At 70.2% G+C, this 14,318-nt stretch carries 16 protein-coding genes; 7 read left to right on the top strand and 9 right to left on the bottom strand.

The genetic code is table 11. From position 1 onward, the window contains the following. Positions 1-258: 258 nt before the first annotated feature. From ACH4EW_RS17995 to ACH4EW_RS17985, 3 genes are read right to left on the bottom strand one after another with little or no spacing between them, the layout of a single operon-like run. Positions 259-1,143, bottom strand: coding sequence for a hypothetical protein (locus ACH4EW_RS17995; protein WP_398257872.1), 885 nt, complete (start codon positions 1,141-1,143; stop codon positions 259-261). Then, positions 1,140-1,976, bottom strand: a complete 837-nt coding sequence (locus ACH4EW_RS17990) for a hypothetical protein (RefSeq protein ID WP_398257869.1) — start codon at positions 1,974-1,976, stop codon at positions 1,140-1,142. The genes ACH4EW_RS17995 and ACH4EW_RS17990 overlap by 4 nt, the downstream gene beginning before the upstream one ends. Continuing rightward, positions 1,973-2,944 carry a hypothetical protein gene (locus ACH4EW_RS17985; RefSeq protein WP_398257866.1) on the bottom strand — a complete coding sequence of 324 codons (972 nt, stop codon included), beginning with the start codon at positions 2,942-2,944 and terminating at the stop codon, positions 1,973-1,975. Before ACH4EW_RS17985 ends, ACH4EW_RS17990 begins: the two co-directional genes overlap by 4 nt. A 107-nt stretch (positions 2,945-3,051) precedes the next feature. On the opposite strand from ACH4EW_RS17985, the gene ACH4EW_RS17980 reads away from it, so the two are divergent. After that, entirely contained in the window at positions 3,052-3,414 is a 363-nt protein-coding gene (locus tag ACH4EW_RS17980) for a DsrE family protein (RefSeq protein ID WP_398257863.1), read from the top strand. Between the two features lie 19 nt (positions 3,415-3,433). Here the strand turns inward: ACH4EW_RS17980 and ACH4EW_RS17975 are convergent, their stop codons facing one another. From ACH4EW_RS17975 to ACH4EW_RS17950, 6 genes are all read right to left on the bottom strand, one after another. After that, positions 3,434-3,691 (bottom strand): DUF3099 domain-containing protein, encoded by a 258-nt coding sequence (locus ACH4EW_RS17975; RefSeq protein WP_351207450.1) that lies wholly within the window; start codon positions 3,689-3,691, stop codon positions 3,434-3,436. Between the two features lie 154 nt (positions 3,692-3,845). Next, a complete protein-coding gene (locus ACH4EW_RS17970) occupies positions 3,846-4,133 on the bottom strand; it encodes a DUF1416 domain-containing protein (protein WP_351200601.1) in 288 nt (95 codons plus the stop codon). A gap of 51 nt (positions 4,134-4,184) precedes the next feature. After that, the gene (locus tag ACH4EW_RS17965; RefSeq protein WP_398257859.1) at positions 4,185-5,030 is read right to left on the bottom strand and encodes a sulfurtransferase; all 846 of its coding nucleotides are present in this window, start codon (positions 5,028-5,030) and stop codon (positions 4,185-4,187) included. A gap of 499 nt (positions 5,031-5,529) precedes the next feature. Further along, positions 5,530-6,219, bottom strand: a complete 690-nt coding sequence (locus ACH4EW_RS17960; RefSeq protein WP_398257856.1) for a DUF2993 domain-containing protein — start codon at positions 6,217-6,219, stop codon at positions 5,530-5,532. Between the two features lie 136 nt (positions 6,220-6,355). Then, on the bottom strand, positions 6,356-7,885 hold the full coding sequence (locus ACH4EW_RS17955; RefSeq protein WP_398257853.1) for a hypothetical protein: 1,530 nt from the start codon (positions 7,883-7,885) through the stop codon (positions 6,356-6,358). Between the two features lie 10 nt (positions 7,886-7,895). Next, positions 7,896-8,150, bottom strand: coding sequence for a MoaD/ThiS family protein (locus tag ACH4EW_RS17950; protein ID WP_398257850.1), 255 nt, complete (start codon positions 8,148-8,150; stop codon positions 7,896-7,898). 503 nt (positions 8,151-8,653) lie between these two features. On the opposite strand from ACH4EW_RS17950, the gene ACH4EW_RS17945 reads away from it, so the two are divergent. From ACH4EW_RS17945 to ACH4EW_RS17920, 6 genes are all read left to right on the top strand, one after another. After that, a complete protein-coding gene (locus ACH4EW_RS17945; protein ID WP_398257847.1) occupies positions 8,654-9,457 on the top strand; it encodes a winged-helix domain-containing protein in 804 nt (267 codons plus the stop codon). A gap of 46 nt (positions 9,458-9,503) precedes the next feature. After that, complete coding sequence (locus ACH4EW_RS17940; protein ID WP_398257844.1) at positions 9,504-10,547, top strand: LacI family DNA-binding transcriptional regulator; 1,044 nt, start codon at positions 9,504-9,506, stop codon at positions 10,545-10,547. A gap of 207 nt (positions 10,548-10,754) precedes the next feature. Then, the gene (locus ACH4EW_RS17935) at positions 10,755-11,852 is read left to right on the top strand and encodes a S1C family serine protease (RefSeq protein ID WP_398257841.1); all 1,098 of its coding nucleotides are present in this window, start codon (positions 10,755-10,757) and stop codon (positions 11,850-11,852) included. 10 nt (positions 11,853-11,862) lie between these two features. Then, positions 11,863-12,042 carry a hypothetical protein gene (locus ACH4EW_RS17930; protein ID WP_398257838.1) on the top strand — a complete coding sequence of 60 codons (180 nt, stop codon included), beginning with the start codon at positions 11,863-11,865 and terminating at the stop codon, positions 12,040-12,042. A 63-nt stretch (positions 12,043-12,105) separates the two neighbouring features. Continuing rightward, positions 12,106-12,834, top strand: coding sequence for a response regulator transcription factor (locus ACH4EW_RS17925; RefSeq protein WP_398257835.1), 729 nt, complete (start codon positions 12,106-12,108; stop codon positions 12,832-12,834). Further along, the gene (locus ACH4EW_RS17920) at positions 12,831-14,255 is read left to right on the top strand and encodes a sensor histidine kinase (RefSeq protein ID WP_398257833.1); all 1,425 of its coding nucleotides are present in this window, start codon (positions 12,831-12,833) and stop codon (positions 14,253-14,255) included. Before ACH4EW_RS17925 ends, ACH4EW_RS17920 begins: the two co-directional genes overlap by 4 nt. The last annotated feature ends 63 nt before the right edge of the window (positions 14,256-14,318 follow it).

Here is a 14,318-nt window from a genome sequence, read left to right as displayed (position 1 = left end):
GTGACGGGGGTACCCGCGCGAACGGAGGCGAGGGCGGCGAGGGTCAGCGCTGACCCTGGTACAGCTTCTTCACGGTCACGCCCGCGAAGGCGAGAACGCCGACACAGACCAGGACCAGCAGGGCGGAGAAGAATGCCTCAAGCACGGGAACTCCTTGGAACGAGCGGTATGGCAGCAGTACGGCGCCGGGCCCCAGCCTAATGGGTTGGGGCCCGGTCCGTCGGTTCGGGGCTTGCTCGGGGACCGCCGAGGGGCAGGTCAGCCCAGCAGCTGGTTCTGCAGGATCAGCGTCTGGTGGAACGGAACGCTCTTTGTGCCCTCCTTGCCCTTGCGGGACTGGACGACGAGAGCGAGCGTGTCGCCGGCGACCAGGTATCCCTGGCGGACCTGGGCCGCACCGTACGGCTTCTGCTCGCCGAACACGTACGAAACGGTGCCGTCCACCTCGCCGGCGCCACTCCAGCCTTCGTCGAAGTCCATCTCGGACGTCTCCGACGTACCGACCAGCGGCACCCCGCTGGTGGTGTCCAGGACGATCTCGTCCAGGAAGCCCTGGGCGAAGGCCGTCGAATTGAACTGGACGAGATAGATCCGGGTCGACGTGCCGTCCGGCATCGTCCAGCCGCGGGCGGTGACGTGCCGCGGAGCGGAGTCCTTCAGTGTGTGCGCGATGTCGGAGCGCTTGCTCTTCACATACTCGGAGAGGTACTGCTCCGTGCTCACCCAGCCGCCGTCGAGCTTCTTGTCCACGGTTGCTCCGGCCGGGGCCGGCAGCAGCAGACGCCGCAGGTCGGCGTGGTGGATCTCACCGACATTGCCATCGCTGAACGGGCGGGGCGAACCGGCCGGCAGCGCGGGCAGGCTCAGCTCGGGGTAGTCCCAGCGGCCGTCGCTCTCGGTGGCCAGACCGGGCACGTCGGTGCGCTCCATCGAGGTGATGCCGAAGGCCGTGCCGGCACCGAGACCCCCGAGGACCAGGACGGCGACGGTCCACCGGGCGACGGCCCGCAGGACGCGCCGGGGCGGCCCGGACGGCAGCGGCGGGGACGGGAGGGGCTCGGGCGCCTGCGGTGCGGGGTCGGCTTCGGCGGGCGGTGCGGCGGGGGCGGCTTCGGCAGGCGTTTTGGCCGTCTGCTGGGTCATACGTACTCCCCCGGAGACGTGATGTGGTTGAGCTGGTCCTTCAGCAGCTCGGCGACGGCCCCCCGGTCGAAGGGCACGGTGCCGGACGCCGAGACGTTGATGCTGAGCTCGCCGTCGTACGCCATGCACTCCATGGACACGAGGGAGTTCTCACCGCCTTCGCTGTCCTTGCGCAGGAGAAAGCACTTGGCGTTCCTCGTGTGCCCCTGGATCTTCGGCCCCTGGCGGAAGAGGCCGATGTTCTCGAAGAGGCCCGACCTGACGTTGTAGAGGTTCCGGACCGCCTTCTTGTCCTTCATCCGCATGATCTGTGTTTCCACCATCAGGTCGTTGGCGTCCGATACATAGGAACGGACAGCGATGCCTTCGATACGAAGCTTGTCGATCCGCTTCTCGTAGGCCCGGCGTTCCTTGCCCGCGAGACCGCGGGCGCTCTGCTTCGCCGCGGCGGTCGCCTTCTTGCCGCTCTGCTCGCCGTCGTTGCCCATCTCCCGGATGTCGGGGCCGAGTCGGTAGCCGCTCGGGACCGGCAGCAGCAGCTTGCTGAGCTCTGTGGAGGCTCTGCCCCGGGCCACGTCGCCGGCCGGGTCCTTGCCGGGCTTGTGCGCGGGCTCCTGCCAGAGACCGGTCCTGACGCTGCGGTCGGCGCTGTCCACCGTGCTGCTGATGTACTCGGCCGCACCTCCGACCGCGGCGATCACCAGCACGACGGGGAGCGCCGTGAGGATCACCCGGCGTGCCCGGCCGGGGGCGGCCGGGGGAAGCGGGGCCGCCGATCCGGGAGCGTCGGTGCTCCCGTCGGGCGTGGTCACCTGTGTGGTCACGTCGTTCACAGGCGCTCCAGCTGTCGCTCGGCCAGCGTCCGGATGTCCTTCTTGCTGATCGGTACGGTGTCGTAGATGTAGATGTCGGCCATGATGTCGCCGCGGTACACGGTGGCCCTGGCCTGGTAGGACGGCAGGTAGCCGGGCTTCCGCTCGACCTCGTAGATGTAGTAGCGGCCGTTGCCGCTGCCCTTGAGCGGATCGCCGTCGTTGCCCGCGCCGATCTCGGTGCCGGGCATGTACGAACGCTGGGCCTCGGCGAAGTCCTGGGCCCCCTGGACGGTTCCCGGGCCGAACTGCACGAGGTATGTCTCGGCGGTGCGATTCTGCCCGCGCTTCCAGGCAGCGCCCGCGATCCGGCGTATGCCGATCTCCAGGAAGTATTCGTGCATGGGGCCCGCCTCGTTGAAGGTGCGGGCGTACTCGTCCACGGCCAGCCAGCCGTCGCTGAGGCCCAGCGCCGGCTCGTCGCTCCAGCCCGCGGGCCTGTCGGCGAGCAGCTTGCGCAGGTCGCCGTCCGTCCTGACCCGCCGGTCCTGGGACGCGGGCAGCGGGTCGGGGATCTTGCCCGCGGGCAGCGCCTTCGCCGGGTACGCCAGATCGGGCTGCGACAGGGCGGGCAGCGGTGTCGGGGCGCGCCCGGCCTGCACGTCGTAGCCCACGACGGTGCCGCCGGCGATACCGAGCACCGCGGCAACGGCGATCAGCAGGGTCGTACGCCCACGCGGGCGCTTCGCGACGGGCGCGGCGGGCGCGGCGGCCGGTGCGGCCTCGGGATCAGCCACGGGCGCCGGCTCGGGCACGGCCTGGGGCTGATCCCGGGGCTCGGGTCCGGCCCCGAGCGCCGGCACCGGTTCCGGCTCAATCACCGGCTCCGGTGTCTCTCTCGCCGACGACGGCTCTACGGCACCGGCCGGTATCTCCTTCGCGGCGAGCAGCTCGGCCTGCCCGTCAGGAATGGTGTCTTTCGGTTCCAAAAGGGGGTCCCCCCACGAGACCTGAGGCGCGGATTCCGTTATCCGCGCACACACCTGACTGCCGCCGGGGCAATGAGGTTGCCCACCCGGCGATTACAGTTCGGTATATGCCGAAGAAGCTCGTGATCAAGGTGACTGCCGGTGCCGAATCAGCCGAGCGCTGCTCGCAGGCCTTCACGGTGGCCGCGGTCGCCGTCGCCAGCGGCGTGGAGGTCTCGCTCTGGCTGACCGGGGAATCCTCATGGTTCGCCCTGCCGGGGCGCGCCGCGGAGTTCGAACTGCCGCATGCCGCGCCACTGCCGGATCTGATCGAGTCGATCCAGGCGGGCGGGCGGATCACCCTCTGCACGCAGTGCGCGGCCCGTCGCGACATCACCGAGCAGGATGTCCTGGAGGGCGTACGGATCGCGGGCGCGCAGGTCTTCGTCAGCGAGATCATGGCGGACGACGTCCAGGCCCTCGTCTACTGACGCGCCCGCGCCGTACCCACTACCGCCGCTTCTTGCCGTCGAGCTCGTCCCACCACTCGTCGGACTGCGGGTCGCCGGACGGATCGTCCCACCAGCGGTCCTCCGGGCCCCGCCGGTTGGCGACCATGGCCGCGATCGGCGGGATGACCATGGCTACGAGACACATCGCTATCGCGGCGGGCATCGACCACAGCCTGACAAAGGCCCAGGCCGATACGAAGAGGACGATGCAGCCGCCCATCATCAGGAAATAGCCGCGACGGCGTCGGGCGTACATACGTCAAGCGTAGGCCCGTTCCCGCCCACGCGGACGGCACGAAGGGCCGTACCCCGTCTCGGAAGGCGTCCAACCCCCGGGGTACGGCCCTTCGGCCGGTAAGGCGTCGCGAGAGGCGCGAAGCCGCGTTACGGAAATAGTGCCGCGACCGGCACTAAACGGCGATCGCGACCTCGAAGAGGCCACCGGTCTGCGCCACGACCGTGCGGTCGGCGCTGCCGCCCGGGACGAGGGCGCGCAGCGTCCACGTGCCCTCGGCCGCGTAGAAGCGGAACTGTCCCGTCGCCGAGGTCGGGACCTCCGCGGTGAACTCGCCGGTCGAGTCCAGCAGGCGCACGTAACCGGTGACGGGCTCGCCGTCGCGGGTCACGCTGCCCTGGATGGTGGTCTCACCGGGCTTGATGGTCGAAGCGTCGGGGCCGCCGGCCTTTGCTCCACACATGGTGTTCTGTCCTTCTGGGTCGGGGGTCGTGCTGATCCGGGTCGTGCGGAGTTACTTGTTGGCGCCGAGCTCGATCGGCACACCCACGAGGGAGCCGTACTCGGTCCACGAACCGTCGTAGTTCCTGACGTTCTTCTGGCCGAGCAGCTCATGCAGCACGAACCAGGTGAGTGCGGAGCGCTCGCCGATACGGCAGTACGCGATGGTGTCCTTCGACAGGTCGACCTGCTCGTCCTCGTAGAGGGCCTTGAGCTCGTCGTCCGACTTGAAGGTGCCGTCGTCGTTGGCGTTCTTCGACCACGGGATGTTGCGGGCGGTCGGCACGTGGCCGGGGCGCTGGGACTGCTCCTGCGGAAGGTGCGCCGGGGCGAGCAGCTTGCCGCTGAACTCGTCGGGCGAACGCACGTCGACCAGGTTCTGGACGCCGATCGCCTTCACGACGTCGTCGCGGTAGGCGCGGATCGACTTGTCCTGCGGCTGGGCCCTGTACTCGGTGGCCGGGCGGGACGGGATCTGGTCGCCGTCGACCAGATCGCGGGAGTCGAGCTCCCACTTCTTGCGGCCGCCGTCGAGCAGGCGGACATCCTGGTGACCGTAGAGCTTGAAGTACCAGAACGCGTAGGACGCGAACCAGTTGTTGTTGCCGCCGTACAGAACGACAGTGGTGTCGTTGCCGATGCCCTTCCCGGACAGCAGCTTCTCGAAGCCCGCCTGGTCGATGAAGTCACGGCGGACCGGGTCCTGGAGGTCCTTGGTCCAGTCGATCCGGATCGCGTTCTTGATGTGGTTCTTCTCGTACGCGGAGGTGTCCTCGTCGACCTCGACGAGAGCGATCTTCGGGTCGTCGATGTGGGCCTCGACCCAGTCGGCGTCCACCAGGACGTCACTGCGGCTCATTCTGTTCTCCTCCGGGGCAGTTTGCGGCGAGATGGTGCGAGACGGTGCGTAATGCGGATGTACGGCCGCGCAGGGTGCGGCGCACGTGCACAGGCCATGAGGGACGGGCCCTGACATCGTCGGAGGGCCGGGGGAATGCGGGGTGCCGAAGGCTCCCGCTCAGACAGTGCGACAGAGCATGGCGGCGACGCGGCACAGGTCCACTGCCCGCCGCTTCGTGAGATCCGCCCGTCCCCGCTGCGGGAGACCGCCAATAGAGCACTGCATGGACCGATCGTAGGGAGGCGCGGGCGGACATGTCACCGCCGTTTCGTATCGCGAGACACGATCATCCGTGATGTGAGACGTAAGCAGCGCTACGGTGCCTCGCGCGGCGTTCCCTCGCCGTCGGCACCCGCCGGCCATCTGAAGATCGGACACGACCGTCTCAATATGTGGCACGAAGGCTCGTTGAAGCCTCTGCCCGGCCCTAAGGGCTGTCCCTATTTTCCGGCCGGCCTCATCCGGCGACCCGTACGTCCGTGCCCCCCACCGAGATCTCCAGGCCGTCGGCGGTCGGCTGGATCTTCTGCAGCCGCAGACCGCTGGGCAGGCCGCCGACCTCCCGCTCGAAATCGGTCTTCTTACGCACCAGATCCTCCACCCCGGGGATGCCCTTGCCGGGCACCTTGTCCGCGTGCACCTTGACCGTGTGCCCGTCGGCCAGGGTGACGGTGGAGAGCACACTCTGTGAGAGCGGGCGGCCGAGGACGTCGACCGTGCCGGTCACCTTCACCTTGTCGTTGCCGCCGTACTCGACGACGACGCCGTCGCCGGCGGCCTTGGTCAGGTCCCCGTACGAGATGACGGCGGTGCCGGTGGCCCGGGCTGCGGTGGCGCTGGAGTAGCCGTCGGTGAACTTCACCTCGTGCAGCGCCGCGTTCATCCGGCTGATCCGGATCCTGTGGCCGCCTGTGCCGGTCTCGATGCCGGTGCTCTTGACGTCGACCTCGTCGAGCTGCCCGCCGACGATCTGCGTCAGGAACGGAAATCCCTTGATGGAGACGTCCGTCGAGCCGGTCGTGGCGCCGGTGCCCTGGACCCGCCCCTCGACCTCGGACTCGGCGAAGCGCACCGCCACCCGGTCGACAGCGGCGAAGATCCCGCCCAGAACCACCCCTATGACCAGCAGTATTCGCAACGCACGCATGCCCGCTCTTCTCCCCACCCTGTATCCGGCCGGACCCCTTGCGCCCATGCGTCCACCGTTGGATACACAGCGCGCCCGAGGTGATCGACGAGCGGGCACCCCCCTTCGGTTCCCGGGGGCGCGATACCGGTCCACGCTATGAGATCGCGCGGCCGATCAGATAGACGGCGGGGGCCGCGGCAGTGAGCGGCAGCGCCACACCGGCTGTCATGTGGACGAACCGTGACGGGTAGTCGTAGCTCGCCACCCGCAGCCCGATCAGTGCGCAACCGCCCACAGCGAGGCCGAACAGCGCACCCTTTGTGCCGAGGTCCGTGAGCGCCCCGGCCACCGCACCGGCGCCCGCGGCGGCGAGCAGCGTCGCCGCGACCGACGCGGGTCCGGGCAGCGGCAGCGCGCGGACGAGGACGGCGACCGCGACGGCCACCCCGCCCACCGTCACCGCGTCCGGGACGGCCGCGAGATGTCCGGCGGCCAGGACGGCGAGGGCGGCCGACGCGACGGTGGCCATCAGGCCTTGCATTCGCTCGTCGGCGCTCGCGCGGCTGCGCAACTGGAGGACCACGGTGAGCAGCACCCAGATGCCGAGGGTGCCGAGGATGGCGGCCGCTCCGTTCTCGCGGCCCGCGGCGAGCAGTGCGATGTCGGCGACCAAGCCCCCGGCGAACGCGAGCGCGATGCCCTGGCGGGCCGGCCACATGCCGTTGAGCCGGAACCAGCCGGCCGCGGTCACTGCCTGGAGCAGCACCAAGGGTACGACCAAGGCGTACGGCCCGATCGCGGCGCCGAGGGCGAGCAGCAGCCCGAGTCCCGCGGTGATCCCTGCGGGCTGCATCCCCGGCGCGATGATCGGCGAGCGGCCCTCGGCGCGGGCGCGCTGGGCGTTGGTGATCCGGGTGTTGCCCAGAGTGGTGGGCGCGCCGTATCCGGCGGCGTCAAGCGCGGACGGAGCGGCGACCGGGGCCGCGTCGGCCGGTGCGGCCGCCCGGGCCGGCTCGGCGGCGACGGGCGCGACCGGGACCTCGGGAGGCAGCGGGTAGGAGCCGGAGGCGCCCTGCGGCTGCGGATGAGGCGGCGGACAACCGGTCCCGGCGGCGGCCTGAACGGGCTGCTGCGCGGGCTGGGCAGGATGCGCGGGCTGGGCAGGATGCGCGGGCTGGATGGGATGCGCGGGCTGGGCGGGCTGGGCGGGCTGGATGGTCGGCTGGTACTGGGTGTCCCAGGTCTGGCCCTCCCAGGTCTGCGTGACACCGGGATCCTGCGGGTCGTACGCGGCGGGCTCCTGCGTGTGCCCGGTCGGCCACACGGGCCCGGGATTCGCCTGAGGTGCCTGGTTCGGGTCGTACGGGCCGTGTCCCTGGTACTGGGCTCCGTACTGGGCCTGCTGACCGTACGACTGCGCGCCGTAGGCCTCGCCCCCGTGCGACTGCTGACCGTAGGACCGGTCCGCGTACGACTGATCTCCGTACGACTGCGCGCCGTCTGCGTACGACTGCCCGCCGTAGGGCTGCCCGCCGTACGCCTGGTCCCCGTAGGGCTGCGAGGGCTGCTGCTGTCCGTAAGGCTGCGCGGGCCGCGGCTCCTGGCCGTTCTGCGGGTCGTACCCCGGCCCGTACCCGTAGCCCGGGTCCTGTCCGTACGGATGCTGCTGATGGTTACTGCTCATGTTCTGCGGTTCACCCTCCTGCGAACGGCGGGAGCACCTCGACCGTGCCGCCCTCGGCAAGGCGTACGGTCTCATGACTGCGGGTCCCCACGGGTGCACCGTCGATGAGGAACGAGCACCTTCGCAGCACTCGGCCGAGCTCACCGGGGTGCCGCTCACACACCGCGTCGAGCGCCTCGGCAAGGGTCGCGGCTGTGTACGGCTCCTCCGCGGTCCCGGCGGCAGCCTTGGCGGCGGCCCAGTAGCGGATCGTTCCCGCAGGCATGGCGGTGCTCCGTTCGTCTCTCCTCAGCTGTACATCATGAATCACCACGCACCTGCCGTGCACGGCTCGTACACCGCCTAGACCTAGATACGCACCCCGTCATCGGTCCGCGACGTGGTGCGCAGGGGACCCGGCGTGATCAAAGGAACAAAGGAAACTCCGAAATCGTCCCTCGGACACTGAACTCATGTGGGCTATTCTGCTGGGAAGAGGATCCGGGCAAAGCAGCCCCCGGGTCCTTTTGTGCTTTCCAAGCGTTTGTTACAAGGACGTTTCCACAAGCTCAGCGGCCCCAGGGCGCGGGACGCACCCGAAAAACCCGTATGACGGCAGTCGTACGGCAAGCAGTGTGAAAGCCAGCGCGAAACATACGAAGAAGTGCCGCATACTCCCCCGGGCCCGAGCCCGGGAGTGCCCCTCTCGCAGGGAACGAGGAGGACCGACGTAATGGGCGAGCGAACCGTGCACCATCAGCGACCGACGACCCGGGCAGGTGGGCGGCGATGAGTTCACTGCTGCTCCTGACCAATGCCCTCCAACCGTCGGCGGAGGTCCTTCCGGCCCTCGGTCTCCTGCTGCACAGCGTACGGGTGGCGCCGGCCGAAGGCCCCGCTCTCGTCGACACCCCCGGTGCCGACATCATCCTGATCGACGGCCGTCGCGATCTGCCGCAGGCGCGGTCGCTGTGCCAGCTGCTGCGGTCCACCGGACCGGGCTGTCCGCTGATCCTCGTCGTGACGGAGGGCGGTCTCGCGGCCGTCACCGCCGACTGGGGCATCGACGACGTGCTGCTGGACACGGCAGGACCGGCCGAGGTCGAGGCCCGGCTGCGGCTGGCCGCCGGCCGGCAGCAGATCGGCTCCGGCGACTCCCCGATGGAGATCCGCAGCGGCGATCTGTCGGTGGACGAGGCGACGTACAGCGCGAAGCTGAAGGGCCGGGTCCTGGACCTGACCTTCAAGGAGTTCGAACTGCTCAAATATCTGGCGCAGCACCCGGGCCGGGTCTTCACCCGCGCCCAGCTTCTCCAGGAGGTCTGGGGCTACGACTACTTCGGCGGTACGCGGACGGTCGACGTCCATGTACGGCGGCTGCGCGCCAAGCTCGGCCCCGAGCACGAGTCGCTGATCGGCACGGTCCGCAACGTCGGCTACCGCTTCGTCGCATCGGAGAAGGCGGAGCGAGCCACCGAGAAGACCAAGGCGCAGCCCGCGGCGGAGACGGCCACCGAACCCGCACCCCGTCCGGAGCAGCCGACGGTGGCCGAGGCCGCCGACGAAGCCCCGGTCCGGCCTGCCCACCGGTAGCGGGTGACCTGTCACCCGCCTGGTCCATCCGCGTAGACTGCCGCGCGTGGCCAAGGTGACGCGGGACGATGTGGCGAGACTGGCGGGTACGTCGACCGCGGTCGTCAGCTATGTCATCAACAACGGACCCAGGCCGGTCGCCCCGGCCACGCGCGAGCGGGTACTCGCCGCGATCAAGGAGCTGGGCTACCGGCCGGACCGGGTTGCCCAGGCAATGGCCTCGCGGCGGACCGACCTCATAGGGATGATCGTGCCGGACGCCCGGCAGCCGTTCTTCGCGGAGATGGCGCACGCGGTCGAACAGGCTGCCGCCGAGCGCGGAAAAATGGTGCTCGTCGGCAACTCCGACTACCGGGACGAGCGCGAGGTCCACTATCTGCGGGCTTTCCTGGGCATGCGGGTCTCCGGGCTGATCCTGGTCAGCCAGGGCCCCAGCGAGCGCGCGGCGGCCGAGATCGAGGCATGGGACGCGCGGGTCGTGCTGCTGCACGAGCGGCCCGAGGCGATCGACGACGTCGCGGTCGTCACGGACGACATCGGCGGCGCCCAGCTGGCCACCCGGCACCTGCTGGAGCACGGCAACGAGTACGTGGCGTGCGTCGGCGGCGTGGAGTCGACCCCGGTGGTCGGTGACCCGGTCGCCGACCACGTCGAGGGCTGGCGCCGTGCGATGCACGAGTCGGGGCGCTCGACGGAGGGCCGGCTCTTCCAGGCCCCGTACAACCGCTACGACGCCTATCAGGTGGCGCTGAAGCTGCTCGCGGGACCGGACAGACCTCCGGCGATCTTCTGCTCGACCGACGACCAGGCCATCGGTGTGCTGCGGGCCGCGCGCGAGCTGCGGATCGATGTGCCCGGAGATCTCGCGGTGGCGGGCTTCGACGACGTGAAGGAAGCCGGTCTGACCGATCCGCCGCTGACGACGGTCTTCTCGGACCGCCCGGCGATGGCACGGGCGGCCGTGGACCTGGTGCTCGACGACTCGTTGCGGGTGTCGGGATCGCGGCGGGAGCGGCTGAAGCAGTTCCCGTCGGCGCTGGTGGTACGGCGGTCCTGCGGCTGCGGGGAGCCCACGTCCAGGGCTCGATAGGCCCTGTCGGGGTCCCGGGCTCGATAGGGCCTGTCGGGCCGCACCCTCGCACTCCCTTGCAGCCGTACCCGCGCACTCCCTTATGCCGTACCCCATGCCGTCCTATGCCGCACCCCCGCACTCCCTTATATCGGACATACGAGGTTCTGCCGGGCTTCTCAGCGCATGCTCAGGTTTCTCTCATCTTCGCCGAACAGGCTTTTGGACATGACAGAGAGCCAGCGCCCGAGCGGCGAGTACCCGATGTACCCCTCGTACGGCAACGGTGACGCGTCCTACCCGCCGCCGCCCCATCAGCCCGCGCAGCCGGACGCGACGGGCCCCAAGGCCACCGCGTGGCCCGGCTGGGGCGGCGCCGACGGGAACGGCGGTGGGGACGGCAGCTACGGCTCCGACCTCCCGCAGCCCGCACCCGAGGCGGCCGCTACCGGCCGCCGGGCCCGGCGGCCGGTAGCCCTCCTGGTGGCCGTGGCAATCGCGGCAGGGGCCGTCGGCGGCGGCACCGCCACCGTCATCAACCGGCTCGCCAGCAATGCGAACGGCGCGGGCATCATCCCCGGCACCACCGTCTCGGAGAGCAGCAAGGGCTCCGTCGCCGGTGTCGCCCAGGCCGTCTCGCCGACGATCGTCGAGGTCAACGCGGTCTCGAACGCGGGCGAGTCCACCGGCTCCGGCGTGGTCATCACGTCCGACGGCGAGGTCGTCACCAACAACCACGTCATCTCCGGCGCCTCGTCGATCAAGGTGACGCTCAGCACGGGCAAGACGTACGACGCGCGGGTCGTCGGCACCGACCCCGACAAGGACCTCGCGCTCATCAAGCTCCAGGATGCGCGCGGGCTGAAGACGGCCACGCTGGGCGACTCCTCGAAGGTCCAGGTCGGCGAGCAGGTCGTCGCGATCGGCTCGCCGGAGGGCCTCACCGGCACCGTCACCAGCGGCATCGTCTCCGCCCTCGACCGCGATGTCACGGTCGCCAAGGAGAACGGCAGCGGGCTTGGCGGACGGGGCGTCGAGCAGTGGCCGTTCGAGTTCGGCGGTCAGCAGTTCAACGGCGACACCGGTAACTCCACCACCACGTACAAGGCCATCCAGACCGACGCCTCGCTCAACCCCGGTAACTCCGGCGGCGCGCTCATCAACATGGACGGCGAGGTCATCGGCATCAACTCCGCGATGTACACGCCGAGTTCGTCCAGCCGATCCGGCAGTGCCGGCGCGGGCAGCGTCGGCCTCGGCTTCGCCATCCCGGTGAACACAGTCAAGGCCGACCTCGACACCCTGCGGGCCGGCAACACCCCCTGAGGAGACAGCCATGCACCACCACCCCGCCCACACCCCCACCGGCCCGGCCGACCTGGCCCTGCCCCTCGCCCTCGTAACGGAACTGGCCACGCACGGGACCACCCGGAAGCGCCGCGCCCCGGAGGTCCGTGCCGCAGCGGGCCGTAAGCGCCGGGCCGCGCGACGACGTGCCGCGGCCGTGCGAGGCTGATAACACGGCAGGCCCATCCGCGGCCCGCCCCGGCAGCCCGGAACGAGAAGAGGACAACGAGCGATGAGCCCCGCCGAAGACGATCCGCAGCGCATCCTGATCGTCGACGACGAGCCCGCCGTGCGTGAGGCCCTGCAGCGCAGTCTCGCGTTCGAGGGGTACAGCACCGAGGTCGCCGTCGACGGTCTCGACGCCCTCGCCAGGGCCGATTCGTACGCCCCCGACCTCATCGTCCTCGACATCCAGATGCCGCGGATGGACGGACTGACGGCGGCCCGCCGGCTCCGCTCCACAGGCACCACCACACCCATCCTGATGCTCACCGCCCGCGACACCGTCGGCGACCGTGTCACCGGTCTCGACGCGGGCGCCGACGACTACCTGGTCAAGCCGTTCGAGCTGGACGAGCTCTTCGCCCGCATCCGGGCCCTGCTCCGCCGCAGCTCGTATGCGACCGCGGCAGGCGACATCCCCGACAACAATGTGCTGTCCTTCGCCGATCTGCGGATGAACCTGGCCACCCGCGAGGTCACCCGGGGCACGCGCCGGGTCGAGCTGACCCGTACCGAATTCACCCTGCTGGAAATGTTCCTGGCGCACCCGCGGCAGGTACTGACCCGCGAACAGATCCTCAAGGCGGTGTGGGGCTTCGACTTCGAACCGAGCTCCAACTCCCTGGACGTGTACGTGATGTACCTGCGCCGCAAGACGGAGGCAGGCGGCGAACCTCGGCTCGTGCACACGGTGCGTGGGGTCGGTTACGCGCTCCGCTCGGGCGGCGGTGACGGATGACCGGGGCCCTGCGCCGGCTCCGCGCCCTGCCGCTGCGCTCCCGGCTCGCGCTGCTGGTGGCGACGGCGGTCGCGGTCGCGGTGGCAGCGGTCGCGGCGTCCTGCTGGTTCGTGACGCGGGCACAGCTGGAGCAGCAGATGGACGCGTCGCTGCGCAGTTCCAAGGTCGACGCACGGTACCTGAGCGACCTGTACAACTACTGCCAGGGCACCTCCCCGCTGCCGCCGCAGTCGTTCACCGGATACACCGTTCAGCTCATCGACTCCCAGGGCACGGTGTGCATCGCCCCCAAGAAAGCGGCGCTCAAGGTGAGCCCCGCGGACATCGCGGTGGCCGAGGGAACACAGCACGACGCCCTGCACTCGGCGAGGAACGAGAACGGGACGCGGATGCGCGTCCACACCTACGCCGTGTGGCAGATCAGCCCCGCTCCCGGTGGGACGACGGGCAGCATCGCCGTCTCCATCGCCCGTCCGATGAGCGAGATCAACGAGCCGCTCTCCACCCTCGCCTGGGTGCTCCTGGTCGTCTCCGGCATCGGCGTCATCGGTGCGGGCGCCGCCGGTCTCTGGGTCGCCCGCACCGGACTGCGCCCCGTCGACGAACTCACCGAGGCGGTCGAGCACGTCGCCCGCACCGAGGACCTCACCGTCCGCATCCCGGTCGAGGGCGAGGACGAGATCGCCCGGCTGTCCAGCTCCTTCAACTCGATGACCGCGTCCCTCGCCAGCTCCCGCGACCGCCAGGCCCAGCTCATCGCGGACGCCGGCCACGAGCTGCGGACGCCGTTGACGTCCCTGCGCACCAACATCGAACTCCTCGCCCGCAGCGACGACACCGGCCGTGCCATCCCGCCGGACGACCGCAAGGCGCTGATGAAGTCGGTCAAGGCACAGATGACCGAGCTGGCCTCGCTCATCGGCGATCTCCAGGAACTGGCCCGCCCCGACGCCGCGAACCCCGGCCCGCTCCAGGTCGTGGGCCTGCACGACATCGCGAGCACAGCCCTGGAACGCGCCCGGCTGCGTGGCCCCGAACTGACGATCAGGGCGGACCTGACCCCCTGGTACGTACGGGGCGAGCCGGCCGCGCTGGAGCGGGCGGTGGTCAACGTCCTGGACAACGCGGTCAAGTTCAGCCCGCCGCGCGGCGCCATCGAGGTCGCGCTGCGGAACGGAGAACTGACGGTACGGGACCACGGCCCCGGCATCCCCGCCGAGGAACTCCCCCATGTCTTCGAACGCTTCTGGCGCTCCCCGTCCGCCCGCCAGCTCCCCGGCTCGGGCCTCGGCCTGTCGATCGTCGCCCGCACGGTCCAGCAGTCCGGCGGCGCGGTCGACCTGCGCCCGGCGGAGAAGGGCGACGGCACGGTGGCATCGGTCCGGCTCCCGGGGGCCCCGCAGCCGCCGCCGGGGCTGTGAGCAGGGCGGGATCAGTACACCCGCACGAAACCGAACGGCGCCCGGGCCCGCGGAGCCCGGGCG

Origin of the sequence: Streptomyces sp. NPDC018000 (assembly GCF_044328025.1) — a bacterium.
Lineage (GTDB): Bacteria > Actinomycetota > Actinomycetes > Streptomycetales > Streptomycetaceae > Streptomyces.
The sequence above is the reverse complement of the archived record's forward strand: the minus strand, read 5'-3'. Positions and strand labels throughout refer to the sequence as shown.

What these genes read in the sequence shown, in the direction of transcription:
- ACH4EW_RS17995 (WP_398257872.1), bottom strand. Translation starts at nt 1,143, where the DNA reads ATGACCCAGCAGACGGCCAAAACGCCTGCCGAAGCCGCCCCCGCCGCA.
- ACH4EW_RS17980 (WP_398257863.1), top strand. Translation starts at nt 3,052, where the DNA reads ATGCCGAAGAAGCTCGTGATCAAGGTGACTGCCGGTGCCGAATCAGCC.
- ACH4EW_RS17975 (WP_351207450.1), bottom strand. Translation starts at nt 3,691, where the DNA reads ATGTACGCCCGACGCCGTCGCGGCTATTTCCTGATGATGGGCGGCTGC.
- ACH4EW_RS17970 (WP_351200601.1), bottom strand. Translation starts at nt 4,133, where the DNA reads ATGTGTGGAGCAAAGGCCGGCGGCCCCGACGCTTCGACCATCAAGCCC.
- ACH4EW_RS17965 (WP_398257859.1), bottom strand. Translation starts at nt 5,030, where the DNA reads ATGAGCCGCAGTGACGTCCTGGTGGACGCCGACTGGGTCGAGGCCCAC.
- ACH4EW_RS17960 (WP_398257856.1), bottom strand. Translation starts at nt 6,219, where the DNA reads ATGCGTGCGTTGCGAATACTGCTGGTCATAGGGGTGGTTCTGGGCGGG.
- ACH4EW_RS17955 (WP_398257853.1), bottom strand. Translation starts at nt 7,885, where the DNA reads ATGAGCAGTAACCATCAGCAGCATCCGTACGGACAGGACCCGGGCTAC.
- ACH4EW_RS17950 (WP_398257850.1), bottom strand. Translation starts at nt 8,150, where the DNA reads ATGCCTGCGGGAACGATCCGCTACTGGGCCGCCGCCAAGGCTGCCGCC.
- ACH4EW_RS17945 (WP_398257847.1), top strand. Translation starts at nt 8,654, where the DNA reads ATGAGTTCACTGCTGCTCCTGACCAATGCCCTCCAACCGTCGGCGGAG.
- ACH4EW_RS17935 (WP_398257841.1), top strand. Translation starts at nt 10,755, where the DNA reads ATGACAGAGAGCCAGCGCCCGAGCGGCGAGTACCCGATGTACCCCTCG.
- ACH4EW_RS17930 (WP_398257838.1), top strand. Translation starts at nt 11,863, where the DNA reads ATGCACCACCACCCCGCCCACACCCCCACCGGCCCGGCCGACCTGGCC.
- ACH4EW_RS17925 (WP_398257835.1), top strand. Translation starts at nt 12,106, where the DNA reads ATGAGCCCCGCCGAAGACGATCCGCAGCGCATCCTGATCGTCGACGAC.
- ACH4EW_RS17920 (WP_398257833.1), top strand. Translation starts at nt 12,831, where the DNA reads ATGACCGGGGCCCTGCGCCGGCTCCGCGCCCTGCCGCTGCGCTCCCGG.